Raw genomic sequence first — 16,745 nt, 5'->3', positions numbered from 1 at the left:
GATCGTCGCACGCACCGGGGACATCGGCTCAGGCGGCGACGAGGCGAGATGAGAACGCGCGGATGCGCTGGACGAGCGTATCGAAGGTGGCGTCGAAGGCGGCGGCTGTGCCGATCCGGGCCGGATCGCGGATCGACCAGTGGAGATCGTCGCTGTCGTGGAGTCGCTCGTGGGCGTCATCGCACACAGTGATGACCAGGTCGCCGTCGGTGCGCACCTCGTCGAGGTGGCGGGGCCGATGATCGGGGTCGATGACGAGCCCGTGTCGAGCGGCCGCCGCGGTGGCCTCGGGGTTCACCTTCTCGGCGGGTTTGGTGCCGGCCGAAGCGACCGTCACCGGGCTCGTGTCGCGCCAGATCGCCTCGGCCAGCTGCGACCGCGCGGAGTTCGCCGTGCAGACGAACAGCACACGGCGAGGCGGGGCGACGCTGGGGGGCGCGAGAGTGGTGAAGACCTCGGGGCGCAGTCCGATGTAGCTGCGCCGTCTGTCGAACTCCGAGCGCGTGCGCGCGATGATCTGGGCCGACTCGAGCACTCCCAGGTGGTGCGCGATGAGGTTCGATCGGAGGTCGAGAGCCGACCCGATCTCGGAGGAGGACAGATCTCCGAGCGTGAGCAGGTCGACGATGCGCAGGCGCGTCTGATCGGCGAGTGCGGCGAAGATGCCGGCGCGGCGTTCGAGATCGGTCATCATTCCATCCATATCACGGCACGGCGAATGTGTCCATGGCCATTGACTCAATGAGCATTGACCCTATTCTGGTCGTCGCGAGTCCGCGAACGCGGGCCCGGAGAGGAATGGACAAATGGGTATCGGAAGCGGCATCGCGCTCTTCGTCATCGGAGCGATCCTCGTCTTCGCACTCAACATCGACACCGGCGGCTACGTCGATCTCGACCTGATCGGCTACATCCTCATGGGTGCAGGAGTCGTGGTCTTCCTGATCAGCCTCATTCTCGTGATGCGCAGTCGGCGCACCGAGACCGTCGACCGCACGGCCGTCGACCCCGCGACCGGCGAGCGTGTGACCCGCCGCAGCATCCGCGACAACGAGCCCCTCGCCTGATCCGGGAATGACCGAGGCGCAGCGCGGCATCGGCGCGATCGTCGTCGGTGCCGCAGCGACCCTCGCATTCGTCGTGCTGCGCGCCGTGGTGGCCCTCGGCGGTCATGAGCCGCTGGCCGTCGACATCTGGTGGCACGATCTCATGGTCGCGCTGAGCAGCGTCGCCTGGCTCGTCGTCGCCTGGGTGCCCGCAGTCGTCGGCGGCACGATCGGCATGATCGTGATCGGCGCGCTGTTGATCGCGGCGCTCTTCTGGCGCGGACGGCGGTGGGATGCGGCGACGCTGGCGATCGCGATGGTCACCGTGGTCGCGATCGGAGCGACCATGGCCGCGGTGATCGGCCGCACGCGGCCGGTCGACTCGCTCGCCGAGAGCGTCGCGACCTCCTTCCCTTCCGGGCACACCGCTGTGGCCACGACGGTCGTGGTGATCCTCGGACTCGTGCTCAGACGCCGGTGGGTCTGGGTCGTCGGTGTCGCGTGGATCGCGCTCATGATGTGGAGCCGCACCTACCTCCACGCCCATTGGCTCAGCGATGTGGTCGCCGGAATGCTCGAGGGCGTCGCCGTCGCCACGTTCGTCTGGGCCTGCGTCGAAGCCACACGCGCGCGCCGCCTCGCCCGGGCCCGCAGCACGTCAGACATCTCCGAAGAACCGATCGAAAGCACCGTGAACCCATGAACACTCGCGACTCGGCCGCCTCCACAGCGAGGGCCGCTCAGGACTCGACCGCCTTCCGCGTCCTCGCCCGCGTCGGCTACGTCGTGCTCGGCATCCTGCACATCCTCATCGGCGGGATCGCGATCTCGATCGCCACCGGCGGCGGCGGCGAGAACGCGGATCAAGGCGGTGCCATGCAGCAGATCCAGGAGTCGCCCGCTGGCGTGTTCCTGCTCTGGCTGATCGTGCTCGGCCTGTTCGCACTCGCGATCTGGCAGATCGCCGAGGCCGTCGTCGAGCGCGATCCCGATACGAAGAAGATGTGGGCGCACCGGGCGAAGTTCGTGGGCACAGCTGTCGCCTATTTGGCGATCGGCGCGACGGCTCTGGTCTATGCGCTCGGCGGCCAGTCGCAGTCGTCCGAGTCTTCGCAGTCGTTCAGCGCGAAGCTGCTGGCGGCGCCTGCCGGTGTGGTGCTGCTCGTGCTGGTCGGGCTCGGGGTGGCAGTGGTCGGGATCGCCTTCATCGTGCGCGGAATCACTCGCGCGTTCATGGAGCACCTCTCCGTGCCGTCGGCGAAGGCGCGCTCGGGAATCACCGCGTTCGGAGTGGCGGGCTACGTCGCCAAGGGCATCGCGGTCGGGGTCGCCGGCGTGCTCTTCGTCATCGCGGCGCTCACCCACGACCCCGAGACCGCGGGCGGCCTGGACTCGGCGCTGCGTGCTCTGGCCGGGTTGCCCTTCGGCGCTGTCATCCTGTGGGTGGTCGGCGCGGGTCTCGCCCTCTACGGCCTGTTCTGCTTCGCCCGAGCGCGCTACGCCCGCATGTGATCCGCGCCGATCCGGCTGCGGAGTGCTTATCGAACCGCAGCGGGTGGCGCAACCCTGAACCGCGGATTCGCGAGCTCGGCGAAGATGGAGCGATGAAGATCGTCTCGTATGCAGGCCAGCAGCTGGTGACCACGGATGACGTGGCAGATTCCCTCGTCACCCTCGCCGCAGCAGTCGCGAAGGAGGGGGAAGCCGATGCGGTCGAGATCCCCATCCTCGTCGGCGGCCGCGAGGACTGCGCCGATCTCGTCATCGGCGTCGGCAACGACCTGCTGGTCGGACCGCACGAGTTCGACGACGACGAGCCGGACTTCACCGAGCACGCGGCGAGGCTGCAGGCGCACCGCCTCTATCCCGACTCCCCGGACGTCGATGACGACTCCGAGCCCGACTGGCACGTGGACGTGGATCTCGACCTCGACAACTCCAGCTCTCTCCCGCACTGAACCCGACTGCTCCCGCGCCCGCGGGAGGACGCGGTGTGCGCCCTCCCGCGTCATCGATGAGGTTCAGTCAGTGGTGAGCAGCACCTTCGTGGCGCGACGCTCGTCCATCGCCTTGTATCCCTCGGCGGCCCGCTCGATCGGCAGCGTGAGGTCGAAAACGATGCCCGGATCGATCTGATCGGTCATGATGAGGTCGATCAGCTCGGGGAGGAACCGGCGCACGGGAGCCGGTCCGCCCAGAAGGCTGACGGTCGAGAAGAAGAGGTCGAGTCCGTCGAGCTCGACGCCATGGCTCACGCCGACGTAGCCGACGTGTCCGCCCGGGCGTGTGGCGTGGATCGCCTGCATCATCGACTCCTGCGTGCCGACGGCCTCGATCGTCGAGTGCGCGCCGTACCCGCCGGTGAGCTCCTTGATCTTCGCGACGCCGGCGTCGCCGCGCTCCTCGACGATGTCGGTGGCCCCGAACTTCGTCGCGAGCGCCTGACGGTCGGCATGACGTGACATGGCGATGATGCGCTCCGCTCCGAGCTGCCTGGCGGCGAGGATGGCGAGCAGGCCGACGGCTCCGTCGCCGACCACCGCGACGGTCTTGCCTGGCCCCGCCTCGGCGGCGACAGCGGCGAACCAGCCCGTGCCCAGAACGTCGGATGCCGCCAGCAGGCTGCGGGTCTGCGCGGGTGTCGGGTCGCCCTCGACCGCGACGAGGGTGCCGTCGGCGAGGGGGATGCGGGCGTAGTCGGACTGCGTGCCGACCCCGCCCATCATGACCTGGTGGATGCAGCGCGACTGGAAGCCGGCCTGGCAGATCTCGCACGTGTTGTCCGAGGCGACGAACGACCCCACGACGAAGTCGCCGACTTTGATGTCGCGGACCTCGTCGCCGATCTCCTCGACCACGCCGATGTACTCGTGCCCCATCGGCGTGGGGTGATCCACCGGCTCGATGCCGCGGTAGGGCCAGAGGTCCGAGCCGCAGATGCAGGCAGCGGTGACGCGGATGACCGCATCCGTCGGCTCGACGACGGCGGCGCGGGGGATCTCCTCGACGCGGACGTCTCCGGGGGCGTGCATGACGACGGCGCGCATGGTGCGTGTGCTGACGGTGTCTGTGTTCATGATGTTCTCCTTCAGTGAGTGAGGGCGGTGGATGAGGTCGTGGGCGGGGAATGTCGTGCCGCTCGCCCCTGTGCGGTGCCGATCAGCACCAGGGCGACGGCCGCGAGCGCGGTCGTGGTGACGGTGACCACGCCGAGCGGCAGGATGCTCAAGGCGCCGGCGACGCCGACGAGCGGGGCGGCGATGCCCCCGAAGCCGAACCGCACCATTCCGAGAAGCGACGAGGCGGTACCGGCGATCTGCGGGTATCCGATCAGAGCGAGGGTCGTGGCCGGGGGAGACGAGATGGAGACGCCCGCGGCGAGGGCGAACAGCGACGCGAGCACGACCCACAGCGGCATCGGCACGAGTCCGGCGGCGAGCAGGCCGATGGCGCCGGCGGTCGCGACCACGACACCCGTGGCAAGGACGGCGTGCACGTGACCTCGTTCGGAGAAGCGGCCGGCCAGGTGACCGAAGACCATGAATCCTGCCGAGTTCGCGCCGAAGGCGAGGGCGTATCCGAGGGGCGACAGGCCGTAGATGTCCTGCAGCACGAACGTCGCGCCGGACAGGTAGGCGAAGAGCGCGGCGTACATCAGCCCCTGGTTCAGGACGGCGCCGACGAAGACGCGGTCTCGGAGGAGCGTCCGATAGTCGCTCAGGGTGCGGGTCAGGCCGCCCGTCGTCCGTGCCTCGATCGGCAGCGTCTCCCTGAACCGTGCGAGCGCGGCGATCAGGATGGCGGTGCCGATGACCGCGAGGAAGACGAAGAGTCCCCGCCAGTCGATGATCGTGTTGAGGAGGCCCCCGAGCAGCGGGCCGACGACCGCCGCGAAGCCGCCGACGACGGTGAGCCGCGCGTAGAAGCGGATCAGCTCTCGGCCGGAGAACACGTCACGGCCGGCCGCCTGTGCGATCACGATGCCGACGCCGCCGGCGAGTCCTTGGACGAACCGGGCGGCGATCAGCAGCTCGACGGTCGGACTGATGGCGCACAGCGTCGACGTGACGATGTACGCCACGATGCCGATGAGCAGGATGCCGCGGCGTCCGTACCGATCCGACACCGGCCCGGCGATGAGCTGACCGGCCGCGAGACCGATGAGGCAGGCGGTCACGGTGAGCTGCGCGACGGATGTGGCGGCGCCCAGCTCCGCCGTGAGAGCCGGAAGGGCGGGCAGATAGAGGTCCATCGAGATCGGTCCGAACACGGTCAGCAGAAGCAGCAGGGCAGGAAGCACCCGGTCGGCGGAGGGGCGGGCTGCGGATGTCATGCCGTCCACTCTGCGCCTGTCGGGCGCTCTGAGGGAGTCCCTGTCGAGGGGTGTACTGCGAGAGCCTCCCTGCGGAGCGCGGTCGGGGGTAGCGTCCTGAGCATGGACAACAGATCCGAGGTCCGCGAGTTCCTGATGACCCGCCGCGCGCGTGTCGCGCCCGAGTCGGTCGGCATCCCGGCCGGCGGGAACCGACGTGTCGCCGGCCTGCGGCGCAGTGAGGCCGCAGCGCTCGCCGGAGTCAGCGTCGAGTACTACGCGAAGCTCGAGCGCGGCGCGATCGCCGGCGCCTCCGCCGCGGTGCTCGACGCGCTCGCGTCAGCCCTCCAGCTGGACGACGCCGAGCGCGCGCATCTGCTCGACCTCGCCCGCGCGGCCGACGGCATCCCGTCGAGCGGTCGCTCGCGTCGCCGGTCGGCGAAGCCCGGGGTTGCACGACCCAGCCTGCAGTGGGCGCTGTCGTCGATCACCGACGCGATCGCGTTCGTCAGGGACCCCCGCCAGAACCTGGTCGCCACGAACGATCTCGCCCGCGCGTTCTACTCGCCGGTGATCGGCGACGGCGGGCGGACGCCGAATCTCGCTCGCTTCCAGTTCCTCGACCCGGCGGCGCGCGACTTCTATCCGGATTGGGATCTCTTCGCTGAGATGTGCGTCGCGATCATGCGCGCCGAGGCGGGGCGCGACCCGCACGACAAGGGGCTGCAGGATCTCGTCGGCGAGCTGTCGACCCAAAGCGAGACGTTCCGGCGACTGTGGGCCGCCCACGACGTGCGCATCCACGGCGCCGGCACGAAGCGGTTCCGGCATCCGCTCGTGGGCGAGCTGACATTGGCGTACGAAGAGCTCGCGATCACCGCCGAACCCGGCAACGTGCTGCTGGTCTACACGGCTGAACCGGGCTCGCCATCCGCTGAGCGCCTCGCGCTGCTCGCCTCGTGGTCGATGAAGCAGCGCAGCGCCGAGCCCGCGAACGACACGAGCCGAGGCTGACGCTCCGCCCCACTCGACGATGGTTGCTCCCGGTCTACAGTTGCACTTTCGCAACCAATAGGCGTATAGTTGACTCTTATCAACTTTCTACACAGGAGCTCTCCACTGTGACCAACATCACTCCCACCTCTTCAGCCGAGGCGACGCGTTCGCCTCGCGAGGTCTTCACCGCGATCTCCGGCCTCGTCGTCGGAATGTTCGTCGCCGTGCTCTCGGGCACCGTGGTGTCGACCTCGATGCCCGTCATCATCGCCGACCTCGGCGGCACCCAGTCGCAGTACACCTGGGTCATCACGGCCAGCCTGCTGGCGACCGCCGTCTCGACGCCCATCTGGGGCAAGCTCGCCGACCTCGTCGATCGCAAGATCCTCGTGCAGCTGTCTCTCATCATCTTCACCGTCGGCACCGTGATCGCCGGCTTCTCGACCGACACGAACATGCTCATCGCCGTGCGCGTGATCCAGGGCATCGGCGTGGGTGGTCTGATGTCGCTCGTGATGATCGCGGTCGCCCTCATCATCTCGCCGCGCGAGCGTGGCAAGTACATGGGCGTCGTCGGCGGCATCATGGCCCTCGGCACCATCGGCGGTCCGCTGCTCGGCGGACTCCTCACCGACGTGTGGGGCTGGCGCTCCAACTTCTTCGTCGGCGTGCCCTTCGCGATCCTCGCCCTCGTGCTGCTGCAGTTCACGCTGCACCTGCCCAAGCCGCAGCGTGACCGCAAGGTCTCGATCGACTACTTCGGCATCGTCCTGCTCGCCGTCGGCGTCTCGACCCTGCTCATCTGGGTCTCGATGGGCGGCAGCGAGTTCGACTGGGACTCGTCGACCAGCATCATGCTCGCCGTCATCGCCGCCGTCGCGATCGCCGGCTTCATCACCGTCGAGTTCTTCGTCAAGGAACCGATCGTGCCGATGTCGCTGTTCCGCAACCGCACCTTCACGCTGTCGGTCATCGCCTCCATCGCGATCGGCGTCTCGATGTTCGCGACCTCGGTGTTCCTCGCCCAGTACTTCCAGCTCGCGCGCGGCGCCACACCCACCGAGTCGGGCCTCATGACGATCCCGATGATCATCGGCCAGATGGGTGCGTCGATCATCATCGGCCAGCTCGTCAGCCGGTTCGGCAAGTGGAAGGGCTGGATGCTCACGGGCTCCATCCTCACCACGGTCGGTGTCAGCCTGATGTCGACGCTGCGCTACGACACCCCGTTCCCGCTGGTCGCCGTCTACATGTTCGTGCTCGGCGCGGGACTCGGCATGGTCATGCAGAACCTCACCCTCATCGTGCAGAACGACACTGCTCCGCAGCAGCTGGGCGCCGCCTCGTCGAACGTCAACTTCTTCCGCACGATCGCCGGCACCATCGGTGTGACGGTCATGGGTGCGAGCCTCTCGACGAGTGTCGCGAACTACATCACCGATGCGCTCGACGGCTTCGCGCCGACCACTCCCGAAGAGGTCGACGCCCTGAAGCACCTCGCCTCGGGCGACGTGCCGAAGGTCACGCAGCTGCCTGACACGATCCGCACGATCGTCGAGGGAGCCTACGGCCACGGCATCGCCGACGCGTTCATCATCGCCATCCCGCTCGCGCTGATCGCCATCATCGCGATCGCGTTCATCAAGAACAAGCCGCTCTCGACCAAGAACGCCGCCGAGCAGCTGCGCGAGCAGGCCGAGGAGTCGGTTCTCGAGGTCTCAGAGGCCGAGGTCGGCGCCACGATGTCGACCGGAACGATCCGACTCTCGGGTGTCGACTCCGCCTCACCGACCACCGGTTCGGTGACGGTGCTCGAACGGGACGACCAGGAGCCGAGGCGCTGACATGGCCACCCCCGTGGCGGTCGAGCCCGCCGACGTCGACACCGCGCTCGGCGACCTGCAGACGCATCTGAACCTGATCTTCGCGAGGACCAGGACGCTCTGGAAGGAGTCGGCGGCGCGCATCGACCCCGAGCTGCAGGTGGGTGGGTACAAGCTGCTGACCTTCATCGAACGGGCCGAATCGGCGAATGCGCACGAGCTGGCCGAGCGTTTCGAGATGGACAAGTCGGTCATCAGCCGCCAGGTGCGCATGCTCGAGGAGCTGGGGCTGATCGAGTCCCGGCCGGACGAGCGGGACGGCCGGCTGCGGGTTCTGACACCGACACCGGCCGCCTGCACCGTGCTCGCAGAGCTGCGCAGAGATCACGCGTCGCGTCTGCGGACGATCGTGGCCGAGCTCACGCAGGACGAGATCCAGGCAGCGTCCAAGGTCTTCCGTCTGCTGGCTGAGGTCTGACCGCCCCGAGCATCCACCTCGATCGAAGCCCCGCCGTCTCTGAGACGGCGGGGCTTCGCCGTAAGCTGGCGACCATGAGTGCCTCGCCCGACGAACCCGCCCGAGAGGGCGCGCCCGCCGCAGACTCCGCAGGTGCCGAGCCCCTCGATCCGGCCGCCCTCGATCCGGCCGAGCTCGACCAGGCGATCTCGAGGGTCGAGCACGCGCTGGGAAGGTTGTTCGCCCGCATCCGGGTGAGCTGGCGCGAAGCGGCGCAGACCGTGCATCCCGACCTGCAGCCCCTCGGATATCAGGTGCTGACCTCGATCGCGACCGGCAAGGCGACCTCGGCCGGGGCGATCATCGAGCGTCTGCAGACCGACAAGTCGGCCGTCAGCCGTCACGTGCGGCAGCTCGAGCATCTCGGGCTGGTCGAGAGCGTCCCCGATCCCGACGATCGCCGGGCGCGGGTGCTCGTCGCGACCGAGCTGGCGCAGGAGCGGGTCGCTCTGGCCCGCTCGCGCTACGAGGAGCGCCTCGGCGAGCGGCTGCGCCGCTGGTCGGCCGAAGACCTCGATCACTTCGCCGAACTGCTCGCCGCGTTCGGCGACTGAAGTGCCGGCTGCCTGACCGGATGTAGGTTCTGAAGAACTATCTTCCCGGGAATATAGTTCGACGATGGTCGTTACAGACATCATGGACTTCTTCGACGCGCTCGTCCGGTACGAGACCGATCTCTGGAATGCCGCCGCGACAGACCTCACCCGCGAGACCGGCCTGGGGCTCGGCACGCTGCAGGCCCTGCGGGTGATCGCACGGCACTCTCCTGCGTCTCGGGTGAACGAGCTGAGCCGCGACCTCGGAATCACGATCGGCGCGGCGAGCAAGTTCGTGGACCGTCTCGAGCGCGATGGGATGGCGTCTCGCACTCCGCATCCGGAGGACCGACGGTCGTCCCTCATCGCGCTCACGCCGGCAGGAGAGCAGGCGAGGAAGGACGGGGAGGACTCGCTCGCGCGCACTCTGAGTCGTCTCATCGGAGACGCCGACGTCACAGCGGCCACGGCAGTCCTCCGTGCGCTGCAGATGCGGCTCACCGTCTCGGACCAGGGGATCACCGCATGAGCGGCACGATGAGGGCGGTCGTCATTCAGCAGCCTGGGGGGCCGCAGGTTCTCGAGCTCAGGGACGTCGCGACACCGACGCCCGTTCCCGGCGAGGTGCTCATCAGGGTGAGGGCCTTCGGGTTGAACCGGTCCGAGCTGCACTTCCGGAGCGGGGCTGCCTACAGCGGCAGCTTCCCGCGCATCCCGGGGATCGAAGCCACCGGAGTGGTCGCTGACGCCCCGGGAGGCGAGTTCGCAGCGGGCACGCAGGTCATGACCATGATGGGCGGAATGGGGCGGGAGTTCGACGGAGGCTATGCAGAGCACGTGCTGGTCCCCGCGGCCCAGGTGATCCCGTTCCGCAGCCCGCTGCCATGGGATCGGCTCGGCGCCGTGCCCGAGATGCTGCAGACCGCGAACGGGTCGCTGCAGATCGGTCTGCAGGCACGGGCCGGCGAGACCGTGCTGATCCGCGGCGGCACCTCGTCGGTCGGCCTCGCCGCCGCCGTGCTCGCCAAGCTGCGCGGACTCACCGTCGTCGCGACCACGCGCCGTGAAGAGGCACGCCCGCTGCTCGAGTCCATCGGCGTGGATCACATCATCATCGATGGCGGCGAGGTCTCGGCGCGGGTGCGAGAGCTGGTGCCCGGCGGGGTCGACGGCGCGATCGAGCTGGTGGGCGTGAACGTGATGCGCGACACGCTCCGCTCCGTTCGCACCGGAGGCACGGTGTGCTTCACGGGGATGCTGTCCGACAACTGGACGATCCCCGAGTTCTACCCGATGGACTGGCTGCCCAACGGCGTCCGTCTCACCGCGTACTCGGGGGAGGCATCCGATCTCGACCCGCACGTGCTGCAGGACTATCTGGATGCCGTCGCCGCCGGCCGAGCGCGAATCCCGGTCGGGCGCGTGTACGGCATCGACGAGATCGTGCAGGCGCACCGCGATATGGAGGCCGGGGCCATCGGCGGCAAGGGAGTCGTGCTGACGTGATCGGGATGCTGGAGATCGCCCATGCGCGCGTGTTCGCGGCGCGTGCTGCCGAGCGGGCGGCGCAGACGGCTCTGGACGCCGAGGCGTCTGCGGACGAGACTGGTTCCACGGCTACAGGAATGAGAAACAGTCATGGCGTACAGGGTCGGATACTTCGTCGGAAGCCTCTCGTCCACCTCGATCAACCGCATCCTCGCGACGGCGCTGATCAGGCTCGCTCCGTCTGATCTCGAGTTCTTCGAGATCCCGATCAGAGACCTCCCTCTTTACAGTCAGGACTATGACTCCGACTACCCCGCTGTGGCGGTGGATCTCAAGGAGTCGATCGCTTCGGCGGATGCCGTGCTCTTCGTCACACCCGAGTTCAACCGTTCGATCCCCGGGGGGCTCAAGAACGCGATCGACTGGGCGTCGCGGCCGTGGGGTCAGAACTCGTTCGACCACATCCCGGCCGCCGTCATCGGAGCGTCGGTCGGCGCGATCGGCACGGCCGTCGCACAGCAGAGTCTGCGCGGCGTGCTCAGCTTCTGCAACGCCCGCCAGATGACCGCCCCCGAGGCCTACATCCAGTTCTCGCCCGACACCTTCTCCGATGACGGCACGGTCACGAACGAGGGCACGGCGAAGTTCCTTCGCGACTATCTGGTCGAGTTCCGCGACCACATCGAGCGCGTACTCACCGTGCTGCCGCGCGACACGGATTCGTGAATCGGCCGCGTCGCAGGTCGTCGCGGCCGCTGCGCCACCGCATCCGCGTAGCCTGGAGGACATGACGCTCACGAAAGCCCGCACCGCCGCCGAGGTCGTCGACTGGAGGCGTCGGGTCTTCGCCCTCTACGACGCGGTGCGCCGCGCGGACTCCGCCGAAGAGGCGCACGAGCTGTGGCGCATCGAGCGCGACGACCTGATGCTGCATCACGCGGCGACCCCGCTGCTGGCTGACGACCGGCCGCTCTTCGAGGGGCTGCCGATCGCCTCCTACGACCCGCAGTGGCGCTTCGAGCTGCCCATCCTGCCCGCGGAGCCCGGCGGCTTCGACTTCGCGACCGGCACCGACGGCGTGGTGCCGTTCGAGCGCATCGGCAGGGTCGAGATCCCCGACACCGGATCGCTCGACGTCTGGCGGCTGACGACCTACGGCGGTGGGATCTTCGTCCCGGTGCGCGACGCGCTCGCCGGTCGTCCGGGCGGCACGTACGGGGGAGGCCGCTACCTGATCGACACGATCAAGGGTGCGGACCTCGGATCGGATGCCGAGCGCGGCACCATCGTGCTCGACTTCAACTTCGCCTACAACCCGTCCTGCGCATACGACCCCGCGTGGGCGTGCCCGCTCGCGCAGCCCGGCAACGTGCTGCCCGTGGCGGTTCCCGTGGGCGAGATGTACGGCGGCGCAGCCGACTGAGCATCCGGCCTGCATATCGCGGCGGGGGAATACGGCACCCCTCGCGCGCCTTACCCCTGAGCGTGACCCTCTTCGAACCGGCCGTCTTCGGCGCCCTCCAGTTGTCCAACCGCGTCGTCATGGCGCCTCTCACCCGCACGCGTGCAGATGATGACGGCGTGCCGACCGAGACGATGGTCGAGTACTACCGCCAGCGGGCGGGTCAGGGCCTCATCGTCTCGGAGGGGACGTGGCCGGCGGCCGAGGGCAAGTCGTACTCCGGACAGCCCGGCATCGTCACGACCGAGCAGATCGCCAGCTGGCGGCCCGTCGCCGACGCCGTGCACGAAGCGGGCGGCACCATCGTCATGCAGCTGATGCACGGCGGGCGAGTCTCGCACCCCGCTATCTCGGGTGAGCCGCGCGTCGTCGCCCCGAGCGCACTCGCCGCTCCCGGCCAGACCCACACTCCTGAGGGCAAGGTCGACATGCCTGTCGCCCACGCCCTGACCCTCGACGAGATCCCGATGGTCGTCGAGCAGTTCGCGCAGGCCGCGCGCAACGCGATCGCCGCGGGCTTCGACGGCGTCGAGGTGCACGGAGCCAACGGCTACCTCGTGCAGGAGTTCCTCTCGCCGGTGTCGAACATCCGCGACGACCAGTACGGCGGATCACCCGAGAACCGCGCCCGCTTCGCCATCGAGGTCACCCGTGCGGTCGCCGCGGCCGTCGGGGCCGACCGCACCGGCATCCGTCTGTCGCCGCAGCACAACATCCAGGGCGTCCTCGAAGACGACGACGACGACGCGCTCGCCACCTACCTCGCCGTCGCCGAGGGCCTCGCACCGCTCGGCCTCGCCTTCGTCGACATCCTGAACGCCGCCCCGACGAGCGAGCTGGTGCAGCGCATCCGCCGCACTCTCGGAGCACCCCTCATCATCAACTCCGGCTTCGGGTCGCCCACGACGCGCGACGAGGCCGAGATGCTCGTCTCAGAGGGCTGGGCAGATGCCGTGGCCGCCGGCCGGCCTGTGATCGCGAACCCCGACCTGGTCGAGCGCTGGCGTCAGGATGCCGAGCTCAACGAGCCTCGTCCCGCGCTGTTCTACGGCCGCACGGACGAGGGCTACACCGACTACCCGACGCTGGAGTCCGTGCGCGCCGACGCCTGATCGTCAGGTCCAGGGGCTGAGCGGTTGCAGGCGGCGCAGGCCGCTCGAAATGCCCCTGTCGGAGTGGGATCGCGGAGCGTACAGTGACCGCATGATCACCGACGATCCCGCTCTGACGAATCCTGATCACTACCGGACGCTCTGGGAGAACGAGTTCGTCCGCGTGCTCGAGTACACCGACGAGCCAGGTGATCAGACGACTCCGCACGACCACCCGAACAGCGTCATGGTCACTCTGAGCGACTTCTCGCGTCGGCTCTCAGCCGGGGAGCGCACCTTCGACACGTCGTTGACCGCGGGCCAGGCGGTCTGGATCCCGGCCCAGAGGCACTCGGGCGAGAACACGGGAACGACGCCGACGCACACGATCCTCGTCGAGCTGAAGGGCGACGCGGCGGGGGAGAAGAACCCGGCCGCTCTGGGCCCGCGGACCTGAGCGCCCGCGTGAGGGGCCGGGTCGTCGTCGCGATACGGCTCAGCGCCGTACGACCCGCGCCCGCGTCTTCGCGACGCTGGTGAGGGTGGCGCGCACCGGCGTCCCCAGATACAGACCGAGCGATGCCCCCGAGGCCAATGCGATGCCGATGACCACGGCGTCGACCAGCGACCCTCCGATGCCCACGACGCCCGATGCCGACCCGGCCGAGTGGATCATCTCGAGCAGCCCCTGGAACACCGCGACACCGGGAACGAGCGGCACGATGGCCGCCGTCGTCACCGCGACCGACGGCACATGCAGCTTCACGGCGATCAGCATCCCGATGAAGCTGGCGAGCAGTGCGCCGATCGCGCTCGCCGCCGCCGGGTGCAGGTTCACGCCGACCATGGCGGAGTATCCGGCGATGGTCACGGCGCTGAGCAGTGCGCTGACGAGGATGATGCGGATGCCGGCGCCGTTGAAGACGGCGACGGCGATCGCGATGATGATCGCCCCGAGGAACTGATTCAGCAGCGGACCGAACGGGGCGGGGTCGTCTGGCAGGCCCATCGTGAAGCCGAGCACGCTGCCGACCTCGAGGCCGACGAGGATGCCGATCACGACGCCGAGCGTCTGCATGGTCAGGTCGAGGATGCGCCCGCCCGCCGTGAGCGCGAACCCGTCGATCGCGTCCTGCGCGGCACCGACGACGGTGAGGCCGGCGAGCATGAGCACGATTCCCGAGGCCACGATGATCGAGGGGCGGATGCCGACGAACGGCTCGATGCCCGCAGAGCCCAGGGCTGAGACGGCGACGGCGACCACCGTGGTGACGAAGCCTCCGGCGATCTGGCTGAAGAACAGGGGAACCCTGGCGCGGGCGAGACCCGCCTGGGTCAGTGCCGCGCACAACGCTGCGACGAACGTGAGTCCGACGATGAGCGGCGAGGCACCGAGCATGATGCTGACGCCGACCGCCAGCAGCGCCCTGGCCACGATGACGACCGGCTGCTGGTAGCGGAACGGCACCCGACGCAGCACGCGGAAGGCGGTGCGGGCCGATTCGAGGTCGAGGCCGTCGTCGATGTCGGCGACCAGGGCCTGCACACGCTGCAGCTTGGCGTGATCGGGTGCGGCGACGCGAACGACGCGCACGAGCGTCTCGGGCCAGACCTCACCGCTCAGGTGGAACGACACCGTGATCGAGTTGTAGGTCACATCGACCTGCACGTCTCGCATGCCGTATGCGGCGCAGACGCGGGTGATGGCCAGCGTCACCTCGTGAGCGGAGGCGCCGACACCGAACATCGATTCGCCGATGCGGGTGGCGAGATCGAGGACCCTCGGCACAGTGCGTTCGTCGATGACGGGCATCGCCTCGGTGTGGGCGACGGCGGAGGGATCGGTGTGCAGGATGCGCTGCACGGAGGCGAGCAGCCGCCGCGGGGGGTTCGGGGACACCTCCCCATTCTCCCCTTCGTCAGGCGTGCGCGGGAACGTCCACACGCTCCGCCGGCGGTGCGCTGCCCTCTGCAGGCTCGGGCACGAGGTAGAGACCGCTCGGCGCGCTGGCTGTGAACGCGAGGGCTTCGATCCAGGCGCGGTTGATCGAGGGCTGACGGCTTCCGCTGTACTTGAAGACGAGCGAGCTGCCGGCATGCACCCAGACGGTCGTGCGGCCGCCGCCGACGCTCATGTCCTCGCGCCAGGTGAAGCTGAAGGGCTCTCCTCGACGCAGCTTGGCCGTGATGACGAGCTGCAGGTGCGTGAGGGCGCGGTCTTCGATGTCGGCCTTGACGCTGCCTTCGTAGACGAGCTTTCCCATGATGATCTCCTCACTGCGCCACGGAACCCATGTCATGAGACGCGATCTTCTGATCACCGGTGGTGATACCAGCATCCCATAATATCGTGGGCCGGCGGCTGTGCATCCGCCGGCCCATCGCGCCGTCTCAGGGCATGCGACCGAAGGTGGCATCGATGTCGGCCATCTCCATCGCCGCGGTCGCCTCGATCAGCGCACGCAGTTCCTTGTCGGCACCCGGCGAGAACTCCTCGAGCCGCTCGGGAGAGATCGTCATCGGCACGCCGACGGGCGCCTGCTCGCTGGCGTCCAGGGTGGTGCCGTCGTTCGACGGCGAGGCGCCCTGGAAGATCTTGCCCGCTTCGGACTGCGCGGTCAGATCGAACGAGTAGTTCTTGCTCTGCAGACCGAGATCGAGCAGCTTCTTGACCTCGGGGAACTGCTCGGCGTTGGTCTTGGGAATGGGCAGCGACGTGCGCCAGTTGACGCCGAGAGTCTCGAGTGCCTTGGCATACGCGTTCTCGTGCGCCTGGTCGCGGACGATCAGGTAGGAGATCGTGCTGCGCGCGGTCTTGTTGTCCGTCATCTCGTACAGCCGGCACTTCTGCAGGCGGCCCGTCGACTCGAGCATCAGGTTGTAGAGCAGATCGAGCACGAGGTTGCCCGAGTTGTAGACGTAGCTCCCCGACCACGGGTTGCCGACGGCATCGACGGGGAGAGCGCCCTGAGCTCCCACCAGGTAGTGGTGGATGTTGCTCGTGTCGAGGGCGATGTTCAGGGGCGTCGCACCGCCGGCACCGGGCTTGTCGACCGGATCGGTCGGCTTTCCCTGGTATTGCGGCGATCCGTCGAGCAGACGCGAGATCGTCGTGCCGATGAGCTCGACGTGGCTGATCTCTTCCGTGCCGATGCCCTGGATCAGGTCTTTGTACGGCTTGCCGTCGGGTCCTCTGAAGTTGATGCTCTGGAAGAGGTATTGCATCATCGTGCGCATCTCGCCGAACTGTCCGCCGAGTCCCTCCTGCAGCGCGTTCGCCGCGGCGGGATCCGGCTCGTCCTGAGCGATCTCGTTGATGAACTCCTGAACGTGGAAATACATGTCGGCCTCCGTCGGTCGTTGCTGGGTGTGGGGCCACTGTGCGCCTCAGCGACGGATCGACACCCTCCCTCGACGTGGCGACCCGATGGACGTACTATGCGTGCCGACGGAGCGTGCCGAGGGAGGGCGGCC

At 68.4% G+C, this 16,745-nt stretch carries 20 protein-coding genes; 14 read left to right on the top strand and 6 right to left on the bottom strand.

Annotation, left to right across the window (positions count from 1 at the left end):
* Positions 1–28 precede the first annotated feature (28 nt).
* On the bottom strand, positions 29–691 hold the full coding sequence (locus tag ASF87_RS03200) for an arsenate reductase/protein-tyrosine-phosphatase family protein (protein WP_235558857.1): 663 nt from the start codon (positions 689–691) through the stop codon (positions 29–31).
* Positions 692–806: 115 nt separating this feature from the next.
* Between ASF87_RS03200 and ASF87_RS03195 the strand changes: the two genes are divergently transcribed.
* The 4 genes from ASF87_RS03195 (at position 807) to ASF87_RS03180 (ending at position 3,004) form a co-directional block, all read left to right on the top strand.
* Positions 807–1,067, top strand: coding sequence for a DUF6458 family protein (locus ASF87_RS03195; protein ID WP_042540012.1), 261 nt, complete (start codon positions 807–809; stop codon positions 1,065–1,067).
* A gap of 7 nt (positions 1,068–1,074) precedes the next feature.
* A complete protein-coding gene (locus ASF87_RS03190; RefSeq protein WP_082508739.1) occupies positions 1,075–1,749 on the top strand; it encodes a phosphatase PAP2 family protein in 675 nt (224 codons plus the stop codon).
* A complete protein-coding gene (locus ASF87_RS03185) occupies positions 1,746–2,558 on the top strand; it encodes a DUF1206 domain-containing protein (protein ID WP_056374093.1) in 813 nt (270 codons plus the stop codon). Before ASF87_RS03190 ends, ASF87_RS03185 begins: the two co-directional genes overlap by 4 nt.
* Positions 2,559–2,650: 92 nt before the next feature.
* Positions 2,651–3,004, top strand: coding sequence for a hypothetical protein (locus ASF87_RS03180; RefSeq protein ID WP_042540017.1), 354 nt, complete (start codon positions 2,651–2,653; stop codon positions 3,002–3,004).
* Positions 3,005–3,067: 63 nt separating this feature from the next.
* Here the strand turns inward: ASF87_RS03180 and ASF87_RS03175 are convergent, their stop codons facing one another.
* Together ASF87_RS03175 and ASF87_RS03170 are read right to left on the bottom strand one after the other, a co-directional pair.
* On the bottom strand, positions 3,068–4,093 hold the full coding sequence (locus ASF87_RS03175) for a zinc-dependent alcohol dehydrogenase family protein (protein ID WP_056376316.1): 1,026 nt from the start codon (positions 4,091–4,093) through the stop codon (positions 3,068–3,070).
* Between the two features lie 41 nt (positions 4,094–4,134).
* Positions 4,135–5,379: a multidrug effflux MFS transporter gene (locus ASF87_RS03170; protein WP_056374091.1), complete on the bottom strand. Its 1,245-nt coding sequence runs from the start codon at positions 5,377–5,379 to the stop codon at positions 4,135–4,137.
* A 102-nt stretch (positions 5,380–5,481) separates the two neighbouring features.
* Between ASF87_RS03170 and ASF87_RS03165 the strand changes: the two genes are divergently transcribed.
* From ASF87_RS03165 to ASF87_RS03120, 10 genes are all read left to right on the top strand, one after another.
* On the top strand, positions 5,482–6,372 hold the full coding sequence (locus ASF87_RS03165) for a helix-turn-helix transcriptional regulator (RefSeq protein WP_056374090.1): 891 nt from the start codon (positions 5,482–5,484) through the stop codon (positions 6,370–6,372).
* Positions 6,373–6,479: 107 nt separating this feature from the next.
* A complete protein-coding gene (locus tag ASF87_RS03160) occupies positions 6,480–8,198 on the top strand; it encodes an MDR family MFS transporter (protein WP_082508738.1) in 1,719 nt (572 codons plus the stop codon).
* A 1-nt stretch (position 8,199) separates the two neighbouring features.
* Entirely contained in the window at positions 8,200–8,655 is a 456-nt protein-coding gene (locus ASF87_RS03155; protein WP_042540021.1) for a MarR family winged helix-turn-helix transcriptional regulator, read from the top strand.
* Between the two features lie 74 nt (positions 8,656–8,729).
* A complete protein-coding gene (locus tag ASF87_RS03150) occupies positions 8,730–9,248 on the top strand; it encodes a MarR family winged helix-turn-helix transcriptional regulator (RefSeq protein WP_056374088.1) in 519 nt (172 codons plus the stop codon).
* Positions 9,249–9,312: 64 nt separating this feature from the next.
* Positions 9,313–9,759, top strand: a complete 447-nt coding sequence (locus ASF87_RS03145; RefSeq protein ID WP_082508737.1) for a MarR family winged helix-turn-helix transcriptional regulator — start codon at positions 9,313–9,315, stop codon at positions 9,757–9,759.
* Complete coding sequence (locus ASF87_RS03140) at positions 9,756–10,736, top strand: zinc-binding dehydrogenase (protein WP_056374084.1); 981 nt, start codon at positions 9,756–9,758, stop codon at positions 10,734–10,736. The genes ASF87_RS03145 and ASF87_RS03140 overlap by 4 nt, the downstream gene beginning before the upstream one ends.
* Positions 10,737–10,868: 132 nt before the next feature.
* The gene (locus tag ASF87_RS03135; RefSeq protein WP_056374082.1) at positions 10,869–11,444 is read left to right on the top strand and encodes an NADPH-dependent FMN reductase; all 576 of its coding nucleotides are present in this window, start codon (positions 10,869–10,871) and stop codon (positions 11,442–11,444) included.
* A 61-nt stretch (positions 11,445–11,505) separates the two neighbouring features.
* The gene (locus tag ASF87_RS03130) at positions 11,506–12,141 is read left to right on the top strand and encodes a DUF1684 domain-containing protein (RefSeq protein ID WP_056374079.1); all 636 of its coding nucleotides are present in this window, start codon (positions 11,506–11,508) and stop codon (positions 12,139–12,141) included.
* Between the two features lie 62 nt (positions 12,142–12,203).
* Complete coding sequence (locus ASF87_RS03125) at positions 12,204–13,292, top strand: alkene reductase (RefSeq protein ID WP_056374078.1); 1,089 nt, start codon at positions 12,204–12,206, stop codon at positions 13,290–13,292.
* A gap of 91 nt (positions 13,293–13,383) precedes the next feature.
* On the top strand, positions 13,384–13,728 hold the full coding sequence (locus tag ASF87_RS03120) for a cupin domain-containing protein (RefSeq protein ID WP_056376314.1): 345 nt from the start codon (positions 13,384–13,386) through the stop codon (positions 13,726–13,728).
* 39 nt (positions 13,729–13,767) lie between these two features.
* Here ASF87_RS03120 and ASF87_RS03115 read toward each other — a convergent pair whose 3' ends face one another.
* The 3 genes from ASF87_RS03115 to ASF87_RS03105 form a co-directional block, all read right to left on the bottom strand.
* Positions 13,768–15,171, bottom strand: a complete 1,404-nt coding sequence (locus ASF87_RS03115; protein WP_056374076.1) for a threonine/serine ThrE exporter family protein — start codon at positions 15,169–15,171, stop codon at positions 13,768–13,770.
* 19 nt (positions 15,172–15,190) lie between these two features.
* Entirely contained in the window at positions 15,191–15,535 is a 345-nt protein-coding gene (locus ASF87_RS03110) for a DUF7882 family protein (RefSeq protein WP_056376313.1), read from the bottom strand.
* Between the two features lie 127 nt (positions 15,536–15,662).
* Positions 15,663–16,613 (bottom strand): manganese catalase family protein, encoded by a 951-nt coding sequence (locus ASF87_RS03105; RefSeq protein ID WP_056374074.1) that lies wholly within the window; start codon positions 16,611–16,613, stop codon positions 15,663–15,665.
* Between the last annotated feature and the right edge of the window lie 132 nt (positions 16,614–16,745).

Source organism: Microbacterium sp. Leaf161, assembly GCF_001423645.1.
GTDB classification, from domain to species: Bacteria; Actinomycetota; Actinomycetes; order Actinomycetales; family Microbacteriaceae; genus Microbacterium; species Microbacterium forte.
This window is presented reverse-complemented; position numbering and strand designations above follow the sequence as displayed.